Annotated in this window: 19 protein-coding genes; 8 read left to right on the top strand and 11 right to left on the bottom strand. The window is 74.3% G+C overall.

Translation table 11 applies throughout. The features are described 5' to 3' along the window. Positions 1 to 77: 77 nt before the first annotated feature. Positions 78 to 1484 (bottom strand): cytochrome P450, encoded by a 1407-nt coding sequence (locus AMK13_RS25660; RefSeq protein WP_079272444.1) that lies wholly within the window; start codon positions 1482 to 1484, stop codon positions 78 to 80. A 123-nt stretch (positions 1485 to 1607) separates the two neighbouring features. Then, positions 1608 to 2675, bottom strand: coding sequence for an RNA ligase (ATP) (locus AMK13_RS25655; protein ID WP_074004248.1), 1068 nt, complete (start codon positions 2673 to 2675; stop codon positions 1608 to 1610). A 372-nt stretch (positions 2676 to 3047) separates the two neighbouring features. Between AMK13_RS25655 and modA the strand changes: the two genes are divergently transcribed. The 3 genes from modA to AMK13_RS25640 all read left to right on the top strand — a co-directional run bounded on the left by modA (position 3048) and on the right by AMK13_RS25640 (position 6050). Beyond that, complete coding sequence (modA, locus tag AMK13_RS25650) at positions 3048 to 3896, top strand: molybdate ABC transporter substrate-binding protein (RefSeq protein WP_074004247.1); 849 nt, start codon at positions 3048 to 3050, stop codon at positions 3894 to 3896. Continuing rightward, positions 3893 to 4831, top strand: coding sequence for an ABC transporter permease (locus AMK13_RS25645; protein ID WP_074004246.1), 939 nt, complete (start codon positions 3893 to 3895; stop codon positions 4829 to 4831). Before modA ends, AMK13_RS25645 begins: the two co-directional genes overlap by 4 nt. Positions 4832 to 4973: 142 nt before the next feature. Then, positions 4974 to 6050 carry an ABC transporter ATP-binding protein gene (locus AMK13_RS25640; protein ID WP_074004245.1) on the top strand — a complete coding sequence of 359 codons (1077 nt, stop codon included), beginning with the start codon at positions 4974 to 4976 and terminating at the stop codon, positions 6048 to 6050. A gap of 31 nt (positions 6051 to 6081) precedes the next feature. On the opposite strand, the gene AMK13_RS25635 is transcribed toward AMK13_RS25640, so the two are convergent. After that, a complete protein-coding gene (locus tag AMK13_RS25635; protein ID WP_074004244.1) occupies positions 6082 to 6741 on the bottom strand; it encodes a response regulator transcription factor in 660 nt (219 codons plus the stop codon). A gap of 44 nt (positions 6742 to 6785) precedes the next feature. After that, complete coding sequence (locus AMK13_RS25630) at positions 6786 to 8036, bottom strand: sensor histidine kinase (protein WP_074004243.1); 1251 nt, start codon at positions 8034 to 8036, stop codon at positions 6786 to 6788. Positions 8037 to 8298: 262 nt separating this feature from the next. Here AMK13_RS25630 and AMK13_RS25625 point away from each other — a divergent pair, with 262 nt between their 5' ends. Genes AMK13_RS25625 through AMK13_RS25615 form a run of 3 tightly spaced genes read left to right on the top strand, consistent with a single transcriptional unit; the run spans position 8299 to position 10757 of the window. Then, the gene (locus AMK13_RS25625; protein ID WP_074004242.1) at positions 8299 to 9222 is read left to right on the top strand and encodes an ATP-binding cassette domain-containing protein; all 924 of its coding nucleotides are present in this window, start codon (positions 8299 to 8301) and stop codon (positions 9220 to 9222) included. Continuing rightward, a complete protein-coding gene (locus tag AMK13_RS25620; protein WP_074004241.1) occupies positions 9219 to 9983 on the top strand; it encodes a hypothetical protein in 765 nt (254 codons plus the stop codon). Before AMK13_RS25625 ends, AMK13_RS25620 begins: the two co-directional genes overlap by 4 nt. Before the next feature lie 30 nt (positions 9984 to 10013). Then, a complete protein-coding gene (locus tag AMK13_RS25615) occupies positions 10014 to 10757 on the top strand; it encodes a hypothetical protein (RefSeq protein ID WP_074004240.1) in 744 nt (247 codons plus the stop codon). A gap of 115 nt (positions 10758 to 10872) precedes the next feature. On the opposite strand, the gene AMK13_RS25610 is transcribed toward AMK13_RS25615, so the two are convergent. Beyond that, positions 10873 to 11571, bottom strand: a complete 699-nt coding sequence (locus AMK13_RS25610) for a peptidyl-tRNA hydrolase (RefSeq protein ID WP_074004239.1) — start codon at positions 11569 to 11571, stop codon at positions 10873 to 10875. 129 nt (positions 11572 to 11700) lie between these two features. Next, positions 11701 to 12630 carry a hypothetical protein gene (locus AMK13_RS25605; RefSeq protein WP_143204631.1) on the bottom strand — a complete coding sequence of 310 codons (930 nt, stop codon included), beginning with the start codon at positions 12628 to 12630 and terminating at the stop codon, positions 11701 to 11703. A 125-nt stretch (positions 12631 to 12755) separates the two neighbouring features. On the opposite strand from AMK13_RS25605, the gene AMK13_RS25600 reads away from it, so the two are divergent. Both AMK13_RS25600 and AMK13_RS25595 read left to right on the top strand, forming a co-directional pair. Beyond that, positions 12756 to 13127: a YbjQ family protein gene (locus AMK13_RS25600; protein WP_049649739.1), complete on the top strand. Its 372-nt coding sequence runs from the start codon at positions 12756 to 12758 to the stop codon at positions 13125 to 13127. Positions 13128 to 13193: 66 nt separating this feature from the next. After that, positions 13194 to 14387, top strand: a complete 1194-nt coding sequence (locus AMK13_RS25595) for an NAD(P)-binding domain-containing protein (protein WP_079272442.1) — start codon at positions 13194 to 13196, stop codon at positions 14385 to 14387. Between the two features lie 39 nt (positions 14388 to 14426). On the opposite strand, the gene paaE is transcribed toward AMK13_RS25595, so the two are convergent. The 5 genes from paaE to paaA all read right to left on the bottom strand — a co-directional run bounded on the left by paaE (position 14427) and on the right by paaA (position 18535). Next, positions 14427 to 15605: a 1,2-phenylacetyl-CoA epoxidase subunit PaaE gene (gene paaE / locus AMK13_RS25590; RefSeq protein ID WP_074004236.1), complete on the bottom strand. Its 1179-nt coding sequence runs from the start codon at positions 15603 to 15605 to the stop codon at positions 14427 to 14429. Continuing rightward, positions 15606 to 16154: a 1,2-phenylacetyl-CoA epoxidase subunit PaaD gene (gene paaD / locus AMK13_RS25585; protein ID WP_241853043.1), complete on the bottom strand. Its 549-nt coding sequence runs from the start codon at positions 16152 to 16154 to the stop codon at positions 15606 to 15608. It lies immediately after the preceding gene. A gap of 95 nt (positions 16155 to 16249) precedes the next feature. Next, positions 16250 to 17173, bottom strand: coding sequence for a 1,2-phenylacetyl-CoA epoxidase subunit PaaC (gene paaC / locus AMK13_RS25580; protein ID WP_074004235.1), 924 nt, complete (start codon positions 17171 to 17173; stop codon positions 16250 to 16252). Between the two features lie 13 nt (positions 17174 to 17186). After that, on the bottom strand, positions 17187 to 17528 hold the full coding sequence (gene paaB, locus AMK13_RS25575; RefSeq protein WP_074004234.1) for a 1,2-phenylacetyl-CoA epoxidase subunit PaaB: 342 nt from the start codon (positions 17526 to 17528) through the stop codon (positions 17187 to 17189). Further along, complete coding sequence (gene paaA / locus AMK13_RS25570; RefSeq protein WP_074004233.1) at positions 17525 to 18535, bottom strand: 1,2-phenylacetyl-CoA epoxidase subunit PaaA; 1011 nt, start codon at positions 18533 to 18535, stop codon at positions 17525 to 17527. The genes paaB and paaA overlap by 4 nt, the downstream gene beginning before the upstream one ends. Between the last annotated feature and the right edge of the window lie 89 nt (positions 18536 to 18624).

The following is an 18624-nucleotide window of genomic DNA, read 5'->3' as shown; positions in this document are numbered from 1 at the left end:
AGAGTTTGAAATCTGTCATCTGTCCGCTGTCTGTTGTTCGCTCTTCGCTGTTCGTTGTTCGCTGAACCCGTCAGCCGTCAGCTGTCAGCCGTCACCCGGATCCGCATCGGGCTCGCCGCCCGCAGCGTGATCCCCTGGGCGAGCGCTACCCTCCGGTCCACCGCCTCCACCTCGAAGTCCCGCAGCAGCACCCCCAGCGCCAGCACCGCCTCCAGCATCGAGAAGTGCTGCCCGATGCAGGCCCGCGGCCCGCCCCCGAACGGGAACCAGGCGTAGCGGTGCCGGGCCCGCTCCGCCTCCGGCAGGAAGCGGTCCGGGTCGAAGCGCTCCGGATCCTCCCAGTGGTCCGGGTGCCGGTGGGTGACCAGCGGTGCGACGACGACCTGTGCCCCCGCCGGGATCACGTACCCGTCGATGACGGTCTCCTCGACCGCCCGCCGCCCGCCCAGGGCCGCCGACGGATAGAGCCGCATCGCCTCCTTCAGCACCCGGGTGATGTACGGGAGCGCGTCCAGGTCCGCCGCCGTCGGCGCGCGCCCGGCCAGGACGGTCCGCGCCTCCTCGCGGGCGAGCCGCCGCTGCTCGGGGTGCTTGGCCAGCAGGTGCAGCGCGAAGGCCAGCGCGGTGGCCGTGGTCTCGTGCCCGGCGAGCAGGAACACCAGGACCTGGTCCCGGAGTTCGGCCGGGTCCAGCCGCTCTCCGTTGTCGTCGCGGGCCCGGCCGAGCAGGGTGAGCAGGTCGTCCGCGCCCTCGTCGCCGCCGCCCCGCGCGGCCCGTTCGGCGATGATCCGGTCGCAGACCCCGTACAGCGCCCGCTGGGCCTCGGCACCGCGCCGGTTGGCCGGCGTCGGCCAGGTGCGCGGGAGGCGGACCGGGGCGTAGCCGCGCTCCTTCACGTACTCGCCGAGCACCGGGAAGCTGCGGTGGACCACCGCTATCGCCTCCTCCACGTCGGCGCCGAAGAGGATGCGCGCGACCGCCCGCAGCGCGAACCGGGACGTCTCGTCCGCCGCGTCCACCACCCCGCCGGGCACCGCCCGCCACCGCTCGGCGAGCGACTGCGCCTCCTGCGCGAGCGCGTCCGCGTAGCCGTCCACCCGGCGCCGGGTGAACAGCGGCTGCACCATCCGGCGTTGGCGCTGGTACTCGGCGTCCTGACTGGTCAGCAGCCCGTTGCCGACGCTGCTCCGGAGCTCGTCGTAGAACGGGTCCTCCTTGCGGAAGTTGGCCGCCTCGCCCGCCAGCACCTGGCGGACGCCCTCCGGCGAGAACACCCCGTAGAAGTCGGCCCGCAGCCCGGGCGGCCCGGCCTGGAAGCGCACCACGTCGCCGTGGTCGCGGCGGGCCGCGAGGTAGCTGCGCAGCGGGCGGCGGGTGAGGTCGAACAGCGATCCGACCAGCGGGTTCCCGGCCGGCACGGGTATCGCGGAGGTGGGGGCGGGCACGAGGCCGGGGTCGGGAACGGGGAGGACTTCGGTGGCCATCGGCACTCCTTCTGTACGGGGACTCGCCCGCCGCCTCTACCGACGGGCGGTCAGCACCGAGAGGAGCCGCACCCGGACCGGTCGGCCGGACCGACCTGCCCGGCCACCGGATCCGGGCCCGTCTCACTCGTACTCGGTGCCCCCCTTGCGGGTCAGGTAAGCCTCGCTGACCACCTTGGCGATCGCCCGCCCACCGAGCACCGGGCTCCAGCGCTCGGTGACCGGCCGCACCACCACGCCCTCGCGCAGGTGCAGTTCACGCCCGGAGACGGTCTCCCGGCCCCGCGCGAACCCCAGCACGGTCTCCGGATCGAACGGTCCGCGCCACAGCTCGGGCACCAACGGCAGTTCCCCGTCCAGCAGTTCGGCTGCCGAAAGCCAGTTCAGCTGCCCGTCCACGAGGGCCGACACGTCGAACGCGGCGTAACCGGGCCGCTCGGTGCGCGCCGAGGCGCCGTAGCCCAGGTCCTGCACGCCCTCGCCGAAGACCTCGCCGAAGATGCCGACCCGCTCGGCCCCGAGGCGCTCCGCCAGCCGGGCCGCCACCGCCGGGATGTCGTACGCGCGCACCGCCCGCCAGTAGAGGTTGCGCGCGTCCTCGGCCAACGCCAGCCCCTGCGCACCGATGCCCTTGGACGACACCCGCACCTCGCCGGTGGCGGCGGTGTACGTGACCAGGCAGCAGCTGCCGTGCAGCTTCTCGGTCAGTACCACCGGCTCGCCCGGCGCGAAGGCCTCGGGGTAGCGCTTGAGGTTCTCGATGTCCACCCAGGGCAGCAGGTCCGGCGCACTGACCACGTCACCGCTCATCGACGTCGGCACCGGCGGCTGCCACTTGACGACCCCGAGCAGCTCGGCGAAGTCCTCACCGCGCTCGGCCGCGACGGCCAGGTCGGTGCCGGCGAGCGCGGCGGGCCGGCAGACGACGCCCTGGGACAGCTCGCCGCGCAGCCGCACCGCCTTCACCCGGTTCGCCCGGGCGCCGGCCAGCTTGCCGGTCAGACCCAGCTCCTCGATCAACTCATCCGGGAGGACGGACTGTTCGGGGATGTAGACGGCGTGGTCCCCGGTCCGGTACGCGCCTTTCGCGACCACCGCCCGGTAGAGGCAGACCTGGGCGAGCTCCAGGGCATCGGCGTTCGGGTGCTCCAGGATGACCAGCTTCTCGGCGGTGACGCGCAGCGTGGACATGGACGGACTCTTCCCCTTGGTTCGGCCCCGGCCGTGTGTCCGACCGGCCCGGCCGTCTGTACGGACGGCGACCACTCTCGCCGTTCGACCACCCACGGCGCGACGCAATTACCGCGCGCCCCTCGCCAGCGCCCCCACCGGCCCACCGTCCCCACCAGCCTGACCGCCTCACCACCCTCACCGTCCTCACCGCGCCCCGCGAGTCCCGGTTGAGCCATCCCACAGCAGCCCCGAGACCCCTGCGGCCCCCAGCTGTGCGAACCGACAGGGGATTTATCGCTCGCATTTGCGGCACTATGATCGCCGTAATGGCCGCACCTGCGGCTCGTCCCTCGCGCCCCTCCCGGCGCGCACCCTGGAGGGGAAGCACCGATGAGCACCCGTACGCCCACCGCCCGCAGGCTCGCCGTCGCCACCGCCGCGGTCCTCGTCCTCGGGCTCGGAGTCAGCGCCTGCGGCAGCGACGGCGGCAAGTCCTCCGGTTCCTCGGCCTCTTCGAGCACCTCCACGAACGCCTCCGCCGCGGGCAGCAGCGTCCCGAAGGCCTCCGGCACCATTACCGTCTTCGCCGCCGCCTCGCTCAAGGAGACCTTCACCGAGCTCGGCAAGAAGTTCGAGGCCGCCAACCCGGGCGCCAAGGTCACCTTCAACTTCGGCGGCAGCTCCAGCCTCGCCACCAGCATCAACTCCGGTGCCCCGGCGGACGTGTTCGCCGCCGCCAGCCCGGCCACCATGAAGACCGTGACGGACGCGGGCGGTGCCAGCGGGCAGCCGACGACCTTCGTCCGGAACACGCTCACCATCGCCGTCCCCAAGGGCAACCCCAAGCACATCGCGGGCCTCAAGGACCTCACCGCCTCCGGCGTGAAGGTCGCGCTGTGCGCGAAGGAGGTGCCGTGCGGCGCCGCCGCCCAGACCGCGCTCAAGGCGGCGGGCGTCGACCTCACCCCGGTCACCCTGGAGCAGGACGTCAAGGGCGCGCTCACCAAGGTCGAACTCGGCGAGGTCGACGCGTCCCTGGTGTACCGGACCGATGTGCAGGCCGATGCTGCGAAGATCGACGGCGTGGACTTCCCCGAGGCCGACAAGGCCGTGAACGACTACCCGATCGCCGCACTCGCCAAGGCGCCGAACAAGGACGGCGCCGCCGCCTTCGTCGCGTACGTCCAGTCGCCCGAGGCCAAGCAGGTGCTGACCTCGGCGGGCTTCCAGGCACCGTGAGCGAGCGCACCACCGGCTCCGGGGACGGCTCCGGACGCGACTCCGGACGCGACTCCGGTCGGAACCGCACCGTCGGCGGCGGCGCGGCGGAAGCCGAGACGGCCCCGCCGCGTCGCGACCCACGAAGCCGCGCCCCGCGAAACCGACGCCCGCGGACGCACCGCGCCCCGGTCGCCCTGCTGCTCCCGGCGCTGCTCGGGTTGGCGTTCCTGGTCCTGCCGCTGGTCGGCCTGCTGATCCGGGCGCCCTGGAGCGACCTGTCCGAGCAGCTCACCAGCACCGCCGTCTGGGACGCGCTGCGCCTGTCGCTGATCAGCGCGACCGCGGCCACCGCCGTGTCGTTGGTCCTGGGCGTCCCGCTGGCCTGGCTGCTCGCCCGCACCGAGCTGCCGGGCCGGCGGGTGATCCGGGCGCTGGTCACCCTGCCGCTGGTGCTGCCGCCGGTGGTCGGCGGTGTGGCGCTGCTGCTGGTGCTCGGGCGGCGCGGCATCGTCGGCTCCTGGCTCGACTCGGCCTTCGGCATCACGCTGCCGTTCACCACCACCGGGGTCGTGATCGCCGAGGCGTTCGTGGCGATGCCGTTCCTGGTGATCAGCGTCGAGGGCGCGCTGCGGGCCGCCGACCCCCGCTACGAGGAGGCCGCCGCGACCCTGGGCGCCTCCCGACTGACCGCGTTCCGGCGGGTCACCCTGCCGCTGATCGCGCCGGGGATCGCCGCCGGGGCCGTCCTGGCCTGGGCCCGGGCGCTCGGCGAGTTCGGTGCGACGATCACCTTCGCGGGCAACTTCCCGGGCCGCACCCAGACCATGCCGCTGGCCGTCTACCTGGCCATGGAGTCGGACCCGCAGGCGGCGATCGCGCTGTCGCTGGTGCTGCTGGTGGTCTCCGTCGCCGTCCTGGTCGGCCTGCGCGACCGCTGGCTGTCGACGCCGTGACCCCGCCCGCCCGCGCCGTCCCGAGCGCACAGGCCATCCTGACCACCCGCACCATCCCGACCGCACGCGCCCTCCCCTCCCCACCTGCCATCCCGGACACGCTGAACGCAGCAGACGCACTGGACACCTGGACGCCGCCCCGATGAGCACCGAAAGCCGCCCCGGCCCCGCCCTGGACGCCCGCCTGCGGGTCGAGCGCGCCGCGTTCGCCCTCGACCTCGCACTGACCGCCGCCCCCGGCGAGGTGGTGGCACTGCTCGGCCCCAACGGCGCCGGGAAGTCCACCGCCCTGCGCGCCCTCGCCGGGCTGCTCCCGCTCACCGGCGGCCACCTGCGCCTGGACGGCCGCCTCCTGGAGGACCCGGCGCAGCGCGTGCACACCCCGGCCGAGGAGCGGCCGGTCGGCGTGGTGTTCCAGGACTACCTGCTGTTCCCGCACCTGAGCGCGCTCGACAACGTCGCCTTCGGCCCGCGCTGCCAGGGCCGCCCCAAGCGGGAGGCGCGGGCCGAGGCGGCCGACTGGCTGGAGCGGATGGGCCTGGCCGACCACGCCCCGGTCCGCCCCGGCCGGCTCTCCGGCGGCCAGGCCCAGCGGGTGGCGCTCGCCCGAGCCCTCGCCGTACGCCCCCGGCTGCTCCTACTGGACGAGCCGCTGGCCGCCCTGGACGCCCGCACCCGGCTCGACGTACGCGCCCAACTGCGGCGCCACCTGGCCGAGTTCGAGGCGGTGGCGGTGCTGGTGACGCACGACCCGCTGGACGCCATGGTGCTGGCCGACCGACTGGTGGTGATCGAGGACGGGCACGAGGTGCAGTCCGGCAGCCCGGCGGAGGTCGCCCGGCGCCCGCGCACCGACTACATCGCCCGGCTGGTCGGACTGAACCTGTACCAGGGCCGGGCCGAGGGCTCCCGGGTCACGCTCCCGGACGGCACGGCGCTGGCCACCACCGAGGAGCTGGACGGTCCGGCCTTCGTCGCCTTCCCGCCCTCCGCCGTGACGCTGTACCGGGAGCGTCCGCGGACCAGCGCGCGCAACCTCTGGCAGGCCGAGGTCACCGGGCTCGACCTGCACGGCGACCAGGTCCGCGTCGAACTCTCCGGCGACCTGCCGATGGCCGCCGACCTGACCCCGGCCGCCGTCGCGGAGCTGGAGCTGGCGCCCGGCGTCGCGGTCTGGGCCTCGGTCAAGGCCGCCCAGACCCACGCCTACCCGGCCTGAGCGGCCCTTTCTGACGCATCATCAGCCCGCGTCACTCCGAGGGCTCGACGAACCCCGACTCGTACGCCGCGATCACCGCCTGGGTGCGGTCCCGCGCCCCCAGCTTCGCCAGCACGCTGCTGACGTGCGTCTTCACCGTCTGTACGCCGAGGAACAGCCGCTCGGCGATCTCCCCGTTACTCAGGCCCCGCGCGACCAGCCGCAGCACCTCCGCCTCGCGCCCGGTCAGCGACGCCCGCTCCATGGCCGCCCGGGCGGTCGGGTTGCCGTGCCCGGCCGCCAGCCGGCGGATCGCGGCCGGGAACAGCAGCGACTCGCCCGCCGCCACCAGCCGTACCGCGTGGGCGATCTCGGCCGGGCGGGTGCGCTTGAGCAGGAAGCCGTCGGCGCCCGCGCGCAACGCCTGGTAGACGTAGTCGTCGTTCTCGAAGGTGGTCACGACCAGGATCCTCGGCGGGCGCTCCCCCGGTGCGCCGGGGCGCAGCAGCTCGCGGGTGGCCGCCAGGCCGTCCAGCACGGGCATCCGGACGTCCATCAGCACCACGTGCGGGCGCAGCGCGCGGGCCAGCGCGACCGCTTCCGCGCCGTCGGCCGCCTCGCCGACCACCCGCAGGTCCCCCTGCGCCTCCAGGACGGCCCGCAGGCCGGCCCGGACCAGTTCCTCGTCGTCGGCGAGCAGGATGTCCGTCATCCCCGCGGCTCCTCCGGCCGGGCCTCGCGTCACAGGATCGTTCGTCACGAGCCCAAGCGTAGGGGCAGCCGGACGGTCAGCACCCACTCCCCTCCGCCCTCCTGCGACACCCCCGCCGCCGCCTCCCCGCCGAGCAGCGTGGCGCGCTCGCGGATGCCGCGCAGCCCCTTGCCGCCCTTGCGCGTCGCGCCCCGGCCCGCACCGCCCGCCGGAGGCCGTGCCGAACCGGCCGGACCGGCAGGCCCGGCCGCGCCGACCGCCGAACGCCCGGCGCCGGGCAGCCGGTTGGCGCAGCGCAGCTCCAACTGCCCTTCCCGTACGGCGATCCGGATGTCGACCGGTTCGCCTGGCGCGTACTTGAGCGCGTTGGTGACACCCTCCTGGACGATCCGGTACGACTCGCGGGAGAGCACCCCGGGCAGCGTGCCGGGGGGCACCTCCATCCGCGCCTCCACCGGGCTGCCGGCCGCCCGGGCGGTGTCGAACAGCGCGGGCAGCTGGTCGATCCCGGGCTGTTCGGTGGCCACGCCGTTCGCCCCGGCCGGGGTCTCGCGCAGCAGCACGAGGGTGCGTTCGAGGTCCTCCATGGCCTGGCGGCCGGTCTCCTCGATGACTTCGAGCGCCTTGGCGACGAAGGCCGGGTCCCCGACCTCGCGCGCCGCGCCCGCCTGAAGGACCGTCACCGTCAGTGCGTGGCCGATCGAATCGTGCAGCTCCCGGGCCAACCGGTTGCGCTCCAGCAGGCGTTCGGCCCGCAGCTCCGCCTCCGCCAGCCGCTCGGTCGGCGACGGGCCCAACAGCCTTACGGCCATGGCGAGTTGGAGGCGCCCGGCGAGGACCAGGAACCAGCCGAAACCGAGTACCAGCAGCGGGGCGAACGGGAGGTACCAGAGCGCGTCCGGACCGGTCAGCCGGTCGTAGCACGCGGCGGAGCCGAGGGAGAGCACGAACCCGGCCACCGAGCCGAGCGCGACCCGGCCGATCAGCCAACCCGCCGTCCGCCGCCGGTCGGCCCAGGTGCGGGAGGGCTCGGCGGCGATGTCCTCCTCGCGGTCGGGCACCAGCAGCAGCCGCGCCTGCACCCCCTCCGCCCGCCGAGCCGCCGGGATGAGCGCGAGCGCAGCGAGCAGCACGCAGTCCACCAGTACGCTCGCCGTGAGGATCTCGCCGAGGCCCTTCCGGTACGTCCCCGGATAGATCATCAGCACCACGCCCGCGAAGATCCACCCCACCAGCAGGTGCAGCAGCCGCGCGTACGTGACACCGGCCGCCAGCGGCGCGACGAGCCTGGACACCGCACTTCCCGGCGCGGATCCTCCGGACACCGCGCTCGCGCCCCTCAGCGCTGCGATCTTGGACATTGCGCCATCCTGCCAGGTCGCCCCCGTCCCCGGATCCCGCGCCGGTCGCCCGCGCCCTCCCTCCTGGGAGGGAGGCGGATCCCCGCCCCGGCGGGATCCGCCGCACCGGCCCGCTCCGGTCGAATGGAGCCACCGACCGGGGCAGCCACAACGGCACCGGCGGAGACCACCGACGACGAGACGAGGGGAGCGGGCCGTGATCGAGATCCAGGGCCTGACCAAGGAGTACGACGGCCGGCGCGTCGTCGACGACCTGACCTTCGAGGTCCGACCCGGCGTGGTGACCGGCTTCCTCGGCCCGAACGGCGCCGGCAAGAGCACCACCATGCGCCTGGTCCTCGGCCTCGACCGGCCGACCGCCGGACACGCCCTGGTCGACGGCCGCCCGTACGCCGAACTCCCCGCCCCGCTGCGGACGGTGGGCGCACTGCTGGACGCCCAGGCGATGCACGGCGGCCGGACCGCGCACGGCCACCTGCGCTGGCTCGCCGCGAGCAACGGGCTGCCGGCCCGCCGGGTCGACGAGGTTCTCGGCCAGGTCGGCCTGGCGGACGCGGCCGGACGGCGGATCCGGGGCTTCTCGCTCGGCATGCGCCAACGCCTCGGGGTGGCCGCCGCCCTGCTCGGCGACCCGCCGGTGCTGCTGCTGGACGAACCCGTCAACGGCTTGGACCCGGAGGGCATCCGCTGGATCCGCACCCTGCTGCGCGACCTGGCCGCCGAGGGCCGGGCGGTGCTGGTCTCCTCCCACCTGATGACCGAAATGGCGCTCACCGCCGACCACTTGGTGGTGATCGGGCGCGGCCGACTGCTCGCCGACGCCGCCACCTCCGAGTTCATCGACCGCCACGGCCGGACCCGGATCAGGGTCCGCGCCGTCGCCCCCGCCAAGCTCGCCGCCCTGCTCGGCGGCCCCGGCCACGACCACGGACTCGACGCCACCGAAGTCGACGGCGGCGCCTGGGAGGTGAGCGGCGCCGAACCCGAGCGGATCGCCGCGCTCGCCGCCGCCAACGGGGTGGTGCTGTACGAGATCGCCGTCCAACAGGACTCGCTGGAAGAGGCGTTCATGCGGATGACCGCCGACAGCGTCGAGTACCGCGCGGAGGCCTCCGCATGACCACACCCGTTGCCGGCTCCGCGCACGTCCTGCACGTCCTGCGCGCCGAGCGGATCAAGCTCACCACCCTCCGCTCGCTCTGGATCACCCCGCTGCTCGCCCTGCTGCTGACCGCCGGGGTCACCACCGCCATCGGCGCGGCCATCGGCGGCAAGGACCACAGCATCACCGACGACCCGAGCATCGGGGTCTTCTACGGGCTCAACTTCGGCCAGGCGGCCCTGGCCTGCTTCGGCATCCTGCTGATCGGGCAGGAGTTCAACACCCGCATGATCAACGTGTCGCTCACCGCTGTCCCGCGCCGCAACCGGCTGTACGGCGCCAAGTTGGCGCTCGGCGCGCTCGTCGGCCTCGCCGTCGGCGCCGTCGGCACGGCGGGTGCCTTCGCCGGCTACGCGGCCACCGCCCCGGGCACCTGGGACGGGCCGGCCCTCCTGCGCAGCGCCGTCGCCGGCGTGCTCTACCAGGCGCTGCTGGTGGTGCTCTGCCTCGGAGCGACCGCGCTGCTGGGCAACCTCACCGCCGCCATGGGACTGCTGGTGCCGACCGTCTTCCTGCTCTCGCCACTGCTCGGCGGAGTACCCGGGGTCCGCCGGGTCGTCCAGTTCCTGCCCGACCGGGCCGGCCAGTACGCCCTGCGGTACGCCGACGACCCGCAGGTCGCGTACGGGCACTGGACCGGGCTACTGATCATGGCGCTCTGGACGGCGCTGGCGGCGTACGGCGGCCTGCGCGCGCTGCGCCGCATCGGCGCCAAGTGACCTCGGACGAACGGGAAACGAGAGAAAACCATGAGCACGCTCGCCGGCGCCCTGCGCGCCGAACGCGTCAAGTTCACCACCCTGCCCTCGCAGTGGGCGGCCCCGCTGGTCGCCCTGGCGCTGACCGTCGGCGTCACGGCCGCCGTCAGCGCCGCCTACGGGGCGAAGGACCACACGCCCGCCCCGGACCCGGCCAACGGGATCTTCTACGGGCTGCTCTTCGGCCACGTCGCGGTGGCCTGCCTCGGCATCCTGCTGATCGGGCAGGAGTTCAACACCCGCATGATCGGCACCTCGCTCACCGCCGTCCCCCGGCGCGGTCGGCTGTACGGCGCCAAGCTCGCGCTCGGCGCCGGGCTGGGCCTGCTGCTCGGCCTGGCCTCGACGGCGGGCTCGTTCCTGGCCGTCGGCACCACCGTCGGCCTGGACCTCTCCACCCCGGGCCTGGCCCGCAGCTTCCTGGCCGGCGTGCTGTACCACCCGATGATGGTGCTGCTCTGCCTCGGACTGACCGCGATGCTGGGCAACTTCAGCGCCGCGCTCGGCCTGCTGACCCCGATGGTGTTCCTGGGCACCACCTGGCTGGCCGCCATCCCCGGCGTCCGGGAACTCGGCCAGTTCCTGCCCGACCGGGCCGGCCTCTACGCGACGCACACCCAGACCGAGCCGGGCATCCACTACGGCCACTGGACCGGGCTGCTGATCATGGCGCTCTGGACGGCCCTGGCGGCCTACGGCGGACTCCGGGCGATGCGGCGGTACCAGCACAGCTGACGGACGACAGCCGAGAGCAAACGGCGAACAGATGACAGATTTCGAAATCTGTCATCTGTTCGCCGTCGTCTGTTAGCTGTTCGCCGTCGGCTGTCCGCTGTCGCCTGTCAGCCCGTCACCGCAGCGCCGGGTGCTCCGCGATCACCGTGCAGCTCCCGGGCGCGATCTCGGTGAAGCCCGCGTCCTGGACCACCGGCAGCCCGCTGCGGACGAGCTCCTCCCACGCCTCCGGTGAGGCGGTCCGGACCGCGAGCGCGAAGCCGGCCTCGGCCCACTCCTTGCGCTGCGCCTCGTCCAGCCGCCACCACGCGAGCTGGGCGGCGTGCCCGGTCTGCGCCATCGTCTTGCCCGCGCTCATCTCCAGCTCGGGGTTGAGCCACAGCACCGGCAGCCCCGGCTCGGGCGCGCCGACTTCGGCCGTCTCCTCGAGGTCCGTCCCGGACACCTGGAGCTTGGCGAGTTCCTTCGGCCAGCCGTCCAGCGGGACCGGCGGGAACACCCGCACCTCGGCTTCCCACCCCTGCACCGTGACGCCCGGCAGCTCGCCGGCCCGGCGCCACTCCCCGCCCCGGGCCCGCCGGACCACCTTGCGGATCCGGGCGTCCTCCCAGGCCTCGACCCGCTCCGCCCACTCGCCGCCCGCCTCGGTCACCCGAGGGTCGGCGAGCAGGGTGAGCACCGCCCGCGCCGAGGTCTCCAGCGCGTCCGTCCGGCCCGGCGGAGTGGCCCGCTCCAGCCGGACGACCAGCGGCAGCACGTACTGCGGCCGCTCGTCGCGGTCCTCGCGCGACGGGGCGTCGCCGGGGTCGGCCACCGGAGCGGGGGCCGGGGTAAGGGGAGTCGGGGCGTCGGAAGGAGAAGTCACCCGTCCAGGATGCCAGCCCCGCCCCGACCGACTCGGCCCGCCCCGTCCGCCCCGGTGGTCACTCCGGCACTCGCGCCGTCAGCGCCGGTAGCCGCGCTGCGGGTCCCGCTCCTCCGCGTCCTCGTACATCAGGAACCAGCCCTCCGGGTGGGTGGCCGCGAGCAGCATCTCGGTGCGCTGCTCCGCCGCCAGCTCCGGATCTCCCTCGTCCGGCCCGTAGACCCCGAACAGCTCGTCCTGGCAGCCGTCCCAGTCGTAGTCGTACAGGTCGGCCGGGAGGTCGCCCATCATGTCCGCCACCGACTCGGGCTGCGCACCGAGCAGCGCCCGGGCGTCCACCAGAGCCATCCGCAGCGCGATGTCCTCGGCCAGGCAGCGCGGCAGCGGCCACTCGCCGAGCGCGAGGTCGTCGGCGAGGTCGTCGAAGGCCCGGGCCATCGCGCGGCGCCAGCCCCGGTGCATCCGCCAGGTGCGTTCGGGAAGCCGGGCGAAGACCGTCCAGTCCACGTCATCGCTGTCGGCGACCGCCTCGTCCCCGTGCTCGTCGAGGTCGTCGTACGCGGCGTCCGCCAGGCCGATCAGCTGGGCGTGGAGCAGGCAGGCCGTGCGCGGGGTGAGCGTCCAGTCCGCGCCCGCGCCGCCCTCCTCCTCGTCGCCCTCCAGCGGGAACAGGTCGGCGAAGTCCGGCGTGAAGTCCTCCGTGACGCTGATCTCCAGCGTGCCGCCGATCGCCTCCACCCCGGGGATGGCGGCCACCAGCCGGTCCGGATGCAGCAGCGCGCCGAGCGCCGCGTTGGCGTCCTCGGCGACCTCGCGCAGCAGTTCGCGGCGCTGCCCGGCCGGGTCGACGCCCCCGAAGTCCAGCTCCTCGACGGCCCTGATCGCGGCCGCGCGCAGGGCCGGCCAGTCGGTGATCCGCAGGCCCAGCACCACCGTCGCCTCGATTTCCTGCGCGCCGGAGTCCTCCGCCGCGCCCGGCCCCTGTGGATGATCACTTCGCTCGCCCATGGGGCTAACGGTACGGCCTTTCGGTCGCCCGATCACCGGTCCGGACCAGCTTCCGGGAGCCTTCTCGGCCACCGCCCGGCCCCGCCGCTGTCACTCGGACGCAGGAGTTTGGCAGGATGAGCCGCATGGCTGACATCAACGAGTACGGCGGCGGGCAGGGCCCGAACGCCGACGTCCTGGTCGTGACCACCAACGACATCCCCGGTTACCGGGTCGACCACGTGATCGGCGAGGTCTTCGGGCTGACCGTCCGCAGCCGCCACGTCGGCAGCCAGATCGGTGCCGGTCTGAAGTCACTGGTCGGCGGCGAGCTGCGCGGTCTGACGAAGACCCTGGTCGAGAGTCGCAACGAGGCGATGCAGCGGCTGATCGAGCAGACCAAGGCGCGCGGCGGCAACGCCGTCCTGATGATGCGCTTCGACGTCACGGAGGCGGCCGCCGTGGGTACCGAGGTCTGCGCCTACGGCACCGCCGCGGTCATCTCCCCGGTCTCCTGACGTTCCTCCTGTGACATTCCCCTCCTGACCGGGGAACACCCGCCGACCCCCCGATGTTTCTCGGGCGTGACTGTTTACGGTGCAACGAACAGCGTTCCGGAACGGGTGGACGTCCTGGTGGTGGGCGCCGGACAGGCAGGTCTGTCCGCCGCCTACCACCTGCACCGCCGCGGCTTCGCCCGTCACCGGACGGGCCTCGACGGCGGCTTCGTCGTCCTCGACGCCAACGCCGTCCCCGGCGGTGCCTGGGCGTACCGCTCGCCGTCCCTGCGGATGGCCACCGTGCACGGTGTCCACGACCTCCCGGACGCCGAACTCCCGCCGCCGGACCCGGACGCCCCCGCGCGCGAGGTGGTGCCGGAGTACTTCGCGGCGTACGAGGCGCAGCACGCGCTCCCGGTCGTACGCCCGGTCGCGGTGCACGCCGTACGCGCCGAGTCCGAGCGCCCGGACTCCCGGCTGCTGGTCGAGACCGACCGCGGCACCTGGTCCACCCGCGCGCTGATCAACGCCACCGGCACCTGGACCCGCCCGTTCCTCCCGCACTACCCGGGCCGCTTCGCGGGCCGCCAGCTGCACTACGCCGAGTACCGCGGCCCCGAGGAGTTCACGGGCAAGCGGGTGCTGGTGGTGGGCGGCGGCGCCTCGGCGGTCCAGGTGCTGTCGGAGGTCGCCGCGGTCGGCGAGACGGTGTGGGTCACCCGCTCCGAGCCCGTCTACCACGACGGGCCGTTCACCCCCGAGTACGGGCGCGCGGTGGTCGCCAAGGTCGAGGAGCGGGTCCGACAGGGGCTGCCGCCGCGCAGCGTGGTGAGCGTGACCGGGCTCGGCCCGTCCGTCGCCTACCGGCGCGCCGAGGAGCTGGGCGCGCTGCACCGCCGACCGATGTTCGACCGCCTGACCGAGCACGGGGTCGCCTGGGGCGCCGAGGAGCTGACCGTGGACGCGATCGTCTGGGCGACCGGCTTCCGGCCCGAGGTCGGGCACCTCGCTCCGCTCGGGCTGCGCTCCCCCGGCGGCGGCATCGCGCTCACCGGCACCCGGGCCACCTCCGACCCCCGCGTCCACCTGGTCGGCTACGGCCCGTCCGCCAGCACCGTCGGCGCCAACCGGGCCGGGCGGGCGGCCGTCAACGACCTCGTCAAGCTGCTCGGGGACCCTGCGCCCGGGCGGCCGACGATCGCCGGCCCGACGGTCGCCGGCCCGAGGGTCGGGAGCCCGATGCCCGGTGACCCGGTCATGGAGCCCGCCGCCGTCTGAGGCTCCGCGATCGTGGTCCGGTCGGCGGTGGTGGTCCGCTCAGCGGTCGTAGTCCACGGTCACCCGGTCGGTGAGCGGCCGGGCCTGGCAGGTGAGGACGTAGCCGGCGGCCAGCTCCTTCTCCTCCAGCGCGAAGTTGCGGCGCATCTCCACCTCGCCCTCGGTGACCAGGGCGCGGCAGGTGCCGCACACTCCGCCCTTGCAGGCGAACGGCAGGTCGGGGCGAGAGCGCTGGGCGCCGTCCAGGATCGAGCGGTCGCGCGGGAGGCAGAGCGTGCTGCCGCGGCCGTCGAGGACGACGGTGACCTCGCTCCGCGGGCCCGACACACCGTCGGCGGAGCCGCCGGACGAGGCGTCCGTCCGGTCCCAGTCCTCGTCGCGCTCCGGGAGCGGCTCGTCCTCGGCGTGGAACAGCTCCTGGTGCACCCGCTCGCCCGGCACGTCCAGCTCGGCGAGCAGGTCCTTCGCCCCCACGACCATGCCGAACGGGCCGCACAGCCACCAGTGCCCGACGCTCCCGACGTCCACCAGCGCCGCCAGCAGCGCGCGTACCCGCTCCGGGTCCAGTCGGCCGCTGAGCAGTTCGGCGTCCCTGGTCTCCCGGGAGAGCACGTGGACCAGCTGGAAGCGGTCGAGGTAGCGGTCCTTCAGGTCGGCCAGCTCGTCCGCGAACATCACGCTGTCACTGCGCCGGTTGCCGTAGAGCAGGGTGACGGTGGAGCTGCGGTCGGCCGCGAGCACGGAGCCGGCGATCGACAGCATCGGGGTGATCCCGGAGCCGGCCGCGAGCAGCACGTGGTCGGCCGGGACGCCGAGCTCGGGGGTGAACAGGCCGGACGGCGTCAGCACCTCCACCTCCTCGCCCGGCTTCGCCTCGCGCACCAGCCAGCGTGAGAACAGCCCGCCGGGCACCTCCCGGACGGCGATCCGCAGCGGCCCGCCGACCGGGGCGCAGATCGAGTACGAGCGGCGCTCGTCGGTGCCGTCCACCAGCTTGCGCAGGGTCAGAGTCTGCCCGGGGCGGAAGGCGTACTCCTCCGCCAGCCCGACCGGCACCGCGAAGGTCACCGCGACGGCGTCCTCGCAGAGCCGCTCGACCCGGTCGATCCGCAGCCGGTGGAAGGTCGGGCGGCGAGCGGGGCGGATGCCGGTCCCCTCGGCGTCGGGGGCGGACCCGGCGGCGGAGGAGGCGGGAGCGGCGGAGGAAGCGGCGGGCATTCAGATCTCCTTGACGCGTTCGAACGGCTCGCGGCAGGCCCGGCAGCGCCAGAGCGCCTTGCAGGCGGTGGAACCGAAGCGGGACAGCTCCTCCGTGTCGGCGTCGCCGCAGCGCGGGCACGGCACAGGGGGCGCGGCGGCGGTCCTCGGCGCTGCCAGGGTGGTGGGCGCGGTCGCGGTTCCGGTGCGGGTGGGACCGAGGGTGAGCGCCACCGGTCCGGCCGCGGCGACGGCGGCGGTCGGGCGCGGCGGAGCGATGCCCGCCTCGGCGAGCTTGCGACGGCCCTCGGCGGTGATCAGGTCGGTGGACCACGGCGGGTCCAACCGCAGCCGCACCCGGACGTCCGGGTACCCGGCCGCGCGCAGCCGGCGGTCCACGTCGGCGGCCATCTCGGCGACGGCGGGGCAGCCCGAGTAGGTCGGGGTCAGCCACGCGGTCACCGTGCCGCTGCCGCCGTCCACCCCGACCTCGGCCAGGACGCCCAGGTCCGCCAGGGTGAGCATGGGCAGCTCCGGGTCCGGCACGGCCGCGGCGACCGCCCAGGCCAGCTCGCGGGCCGTCGGGTCCGCGGTGCCCGTCCCGACCGTCCCGCCCGTCGGCTCCGCGGTGCCCGTCGGCCCCGGGCCCGTCACGACATCGCCGGTCACCACGTCGCCCCCGGGTGGGCGCGGGCCAGCACCTGGAACTCGGCGAGCAGCGGGCCGAGCGCCTCGGTGTGCACACCGTCCCGGCCGGCCAGGCCGAGGACGGTGGCCAGCGGCGGTACGTCCGGCACGGTCAGCCCGGCCTCGGCGAGAACGGCGCCGAGCGAGCGCAGTACCGGTCCGCGCAGCGCCGCCGGGTCGACGCCCGCCCGCAGCTCCACCGGGTGCGCCGTGAACAGCTCCTCCAGCAGCGGCCAGACCGCGTCCACCCCGGCCTGCATCCGCCCGGCGGAGTACGGCGTGCCGTCGCCCAGGCGCAGGGTCCAGGCGGTGGCGTACTCCCGGTGGTAGGCCAGCTCCTTGACGCCCCGGGCGGCGACCGCGGCCAGCACCGGGTCGGGGTGCGCGCTCAGCGCCTCGTACAGGGCGCCGCGCGCGGTGGCGAACAGCAGCAGCCGGGCGATCGAGTAGGCGAAGTCGCCGTTCGGAGCCTCCACCAGGCGGACGTTGCGGAACTCGTGCTCCTCCCGCCAGTACGCCAGGTCGTCCTCGGTGCGGCCGGTACCGTCCGCCTGACCGGCCCGGGTGAGCAGCAGGCGGGCCTGGCCGAGCAGGTCGAGGCCCAGGTTGGCGAGCGCGACCTCCTCCTCCAGCTCGGGCGCCCGGGTGCACCACTCGATCAGCCGCTGCGCGAGGACCAGCGCGTCGTCGCCCAGCATCTGGCAGTAGGCGGCGAGGTCGGCGCCGTCCAGACCGGCGGGCAGCGCGGTGTCCACACCGAGCAGGGGATCGGCGAAGCCCGTCCCGTACGCCCAGCGGCCCTCGCCCTCGGGGCCTGGGGCGGCGTCGGCGAGGCTGAGGTAGACGTGGTCGTCCTGGCCGGTGCCGGGGGTGGAGGTGGTGGAGGTGGTGTGGTCGTGCACGGTGGCTCCCCCGTCAGATGTGCGGGACATCCTCGGGGATGTCGTAGAAGGTCGGGTGGCGGTAGACCTTGTCGCCGCTGGGCTCGAAGAACGGGTCGCGCTCGTCCGGGGTGGAGGCGGTGATCGCGTCCGAGCGGACCACCCAGAGGCTCACGCCCTCGTTGCGGCGGGTGTACAGGTCGCGGGCGGCGAGCAGGGCCATCCGGTCGTCGGCGGCGTGCAGCGAGCCGACGTGGACGTGGTTCAGCCCGCGCCGGGGACGCACGAACACCTCGTACAGCGGCCAGCCGGCTTTGGAACCGGCCTTGGGCCCGGCCTCGGACCCGGACGGGGAGCCAAGCTGGGGGTCGGTCACTTTCCGTTCTCCTGTTCGGTCACATTGGTGGCTTCGGAGGCTTCGGTGGCTTCCGTGGGCCCGGCGGCCTCGGCCGCGCGCTTGGCCGCGTAGGCGACGGCCGCCTCGCGCACCCAGGCGCCGTCCTCGTGGGCGGTGCGGCGGCGTTCGACCCGCTGGGCGTTGCAGGGGCCCTGGCCGTGGATGACCCTGGTCAGCTCGGACCAGTCCGGCTCGCCGAAGTCCCAGCCGCCGCGCTCCTCGTTCCAGCGCAGCTCGGGGTCCGGGAGGGTGACGCCCAGGTGCTCGGCCTGCGGGACGGTCATGTCGACGAAGCGCCGGCGCAGCTCGTCGTTGCTGTGCCGCTTGATCCGCCAGGCCATCGAGCGGGCGGTGTTCGGCGAGTCGGCGTCCGAGGGGCCGAACATCATCAGCGACGGCCACCACCAGCGGTCCACCGCGTCCTGGACCATCCGGCGCTGGGCCTCGGTGCCGCGCATCAGCGTCATCAGGAGCTCGTAGCCCTGGCGCTGGTGGAAGGACTCCTCCTTGCAGATCCGCACCATCGCGCGGGCGTACGGGCCGTAGCTGCAGCGGCAGAGCGGGACCTGGTTGCAGATCGCGGCGCCGTCCACCAGCCAGCCGATCACGCCGACGTCGGCGAAGGTGAGAGTCGGGTAGTTGAAGATCGAGGAGTACTTCTGGCGGCCGGAGATCAGCTTCTCGGTGAGCTCGGCGCGGTCGACGCCCAGGGTCTCGGCGGCGGCGTAGAGGTAGAGGCCGTGGCCGGCCTCGTCCTGGGCCTTGGCGAGCAGGATGGCCTTGCGGCGCAGGGACGGGGCCCGGGTCAGCCAGTTGCCCTCGGGCTGCATGCCGATGATCTCGGAGTGGGCGTGCTGGGCGATCTGGCGGATCAGGGTGGCCCGGTAGGCGTCGGGCATCCAGTCCCTGGGCTCGATCCGCTGCTCGGCGGCGACGACCGCCTCGAACCGATCCTCCAGCGTCTGCGCGGGGACCGTCTCGGCCACCTCTGCTGTCACCACAGTCCCCTCTCGTCTCCTGCCCGGAGGCCGCCTGGAGCATCGGCCAACCGACTGACCGTTCGGTCGGTACCATT

The organism is Streptomyces sp. CB02056, assembly GCF_001905545.1.
Classification (GTDB): domain Bacteria; phylum Actinomycetota; class Actinomycetes; order Streptomycetales; family Streptomycetaceae; genus Kitasatospora.
Note: the sequence above shows the minus strand (reverse complement) of the source record. Positions and strands in the feature narration are given on the sequence as shown.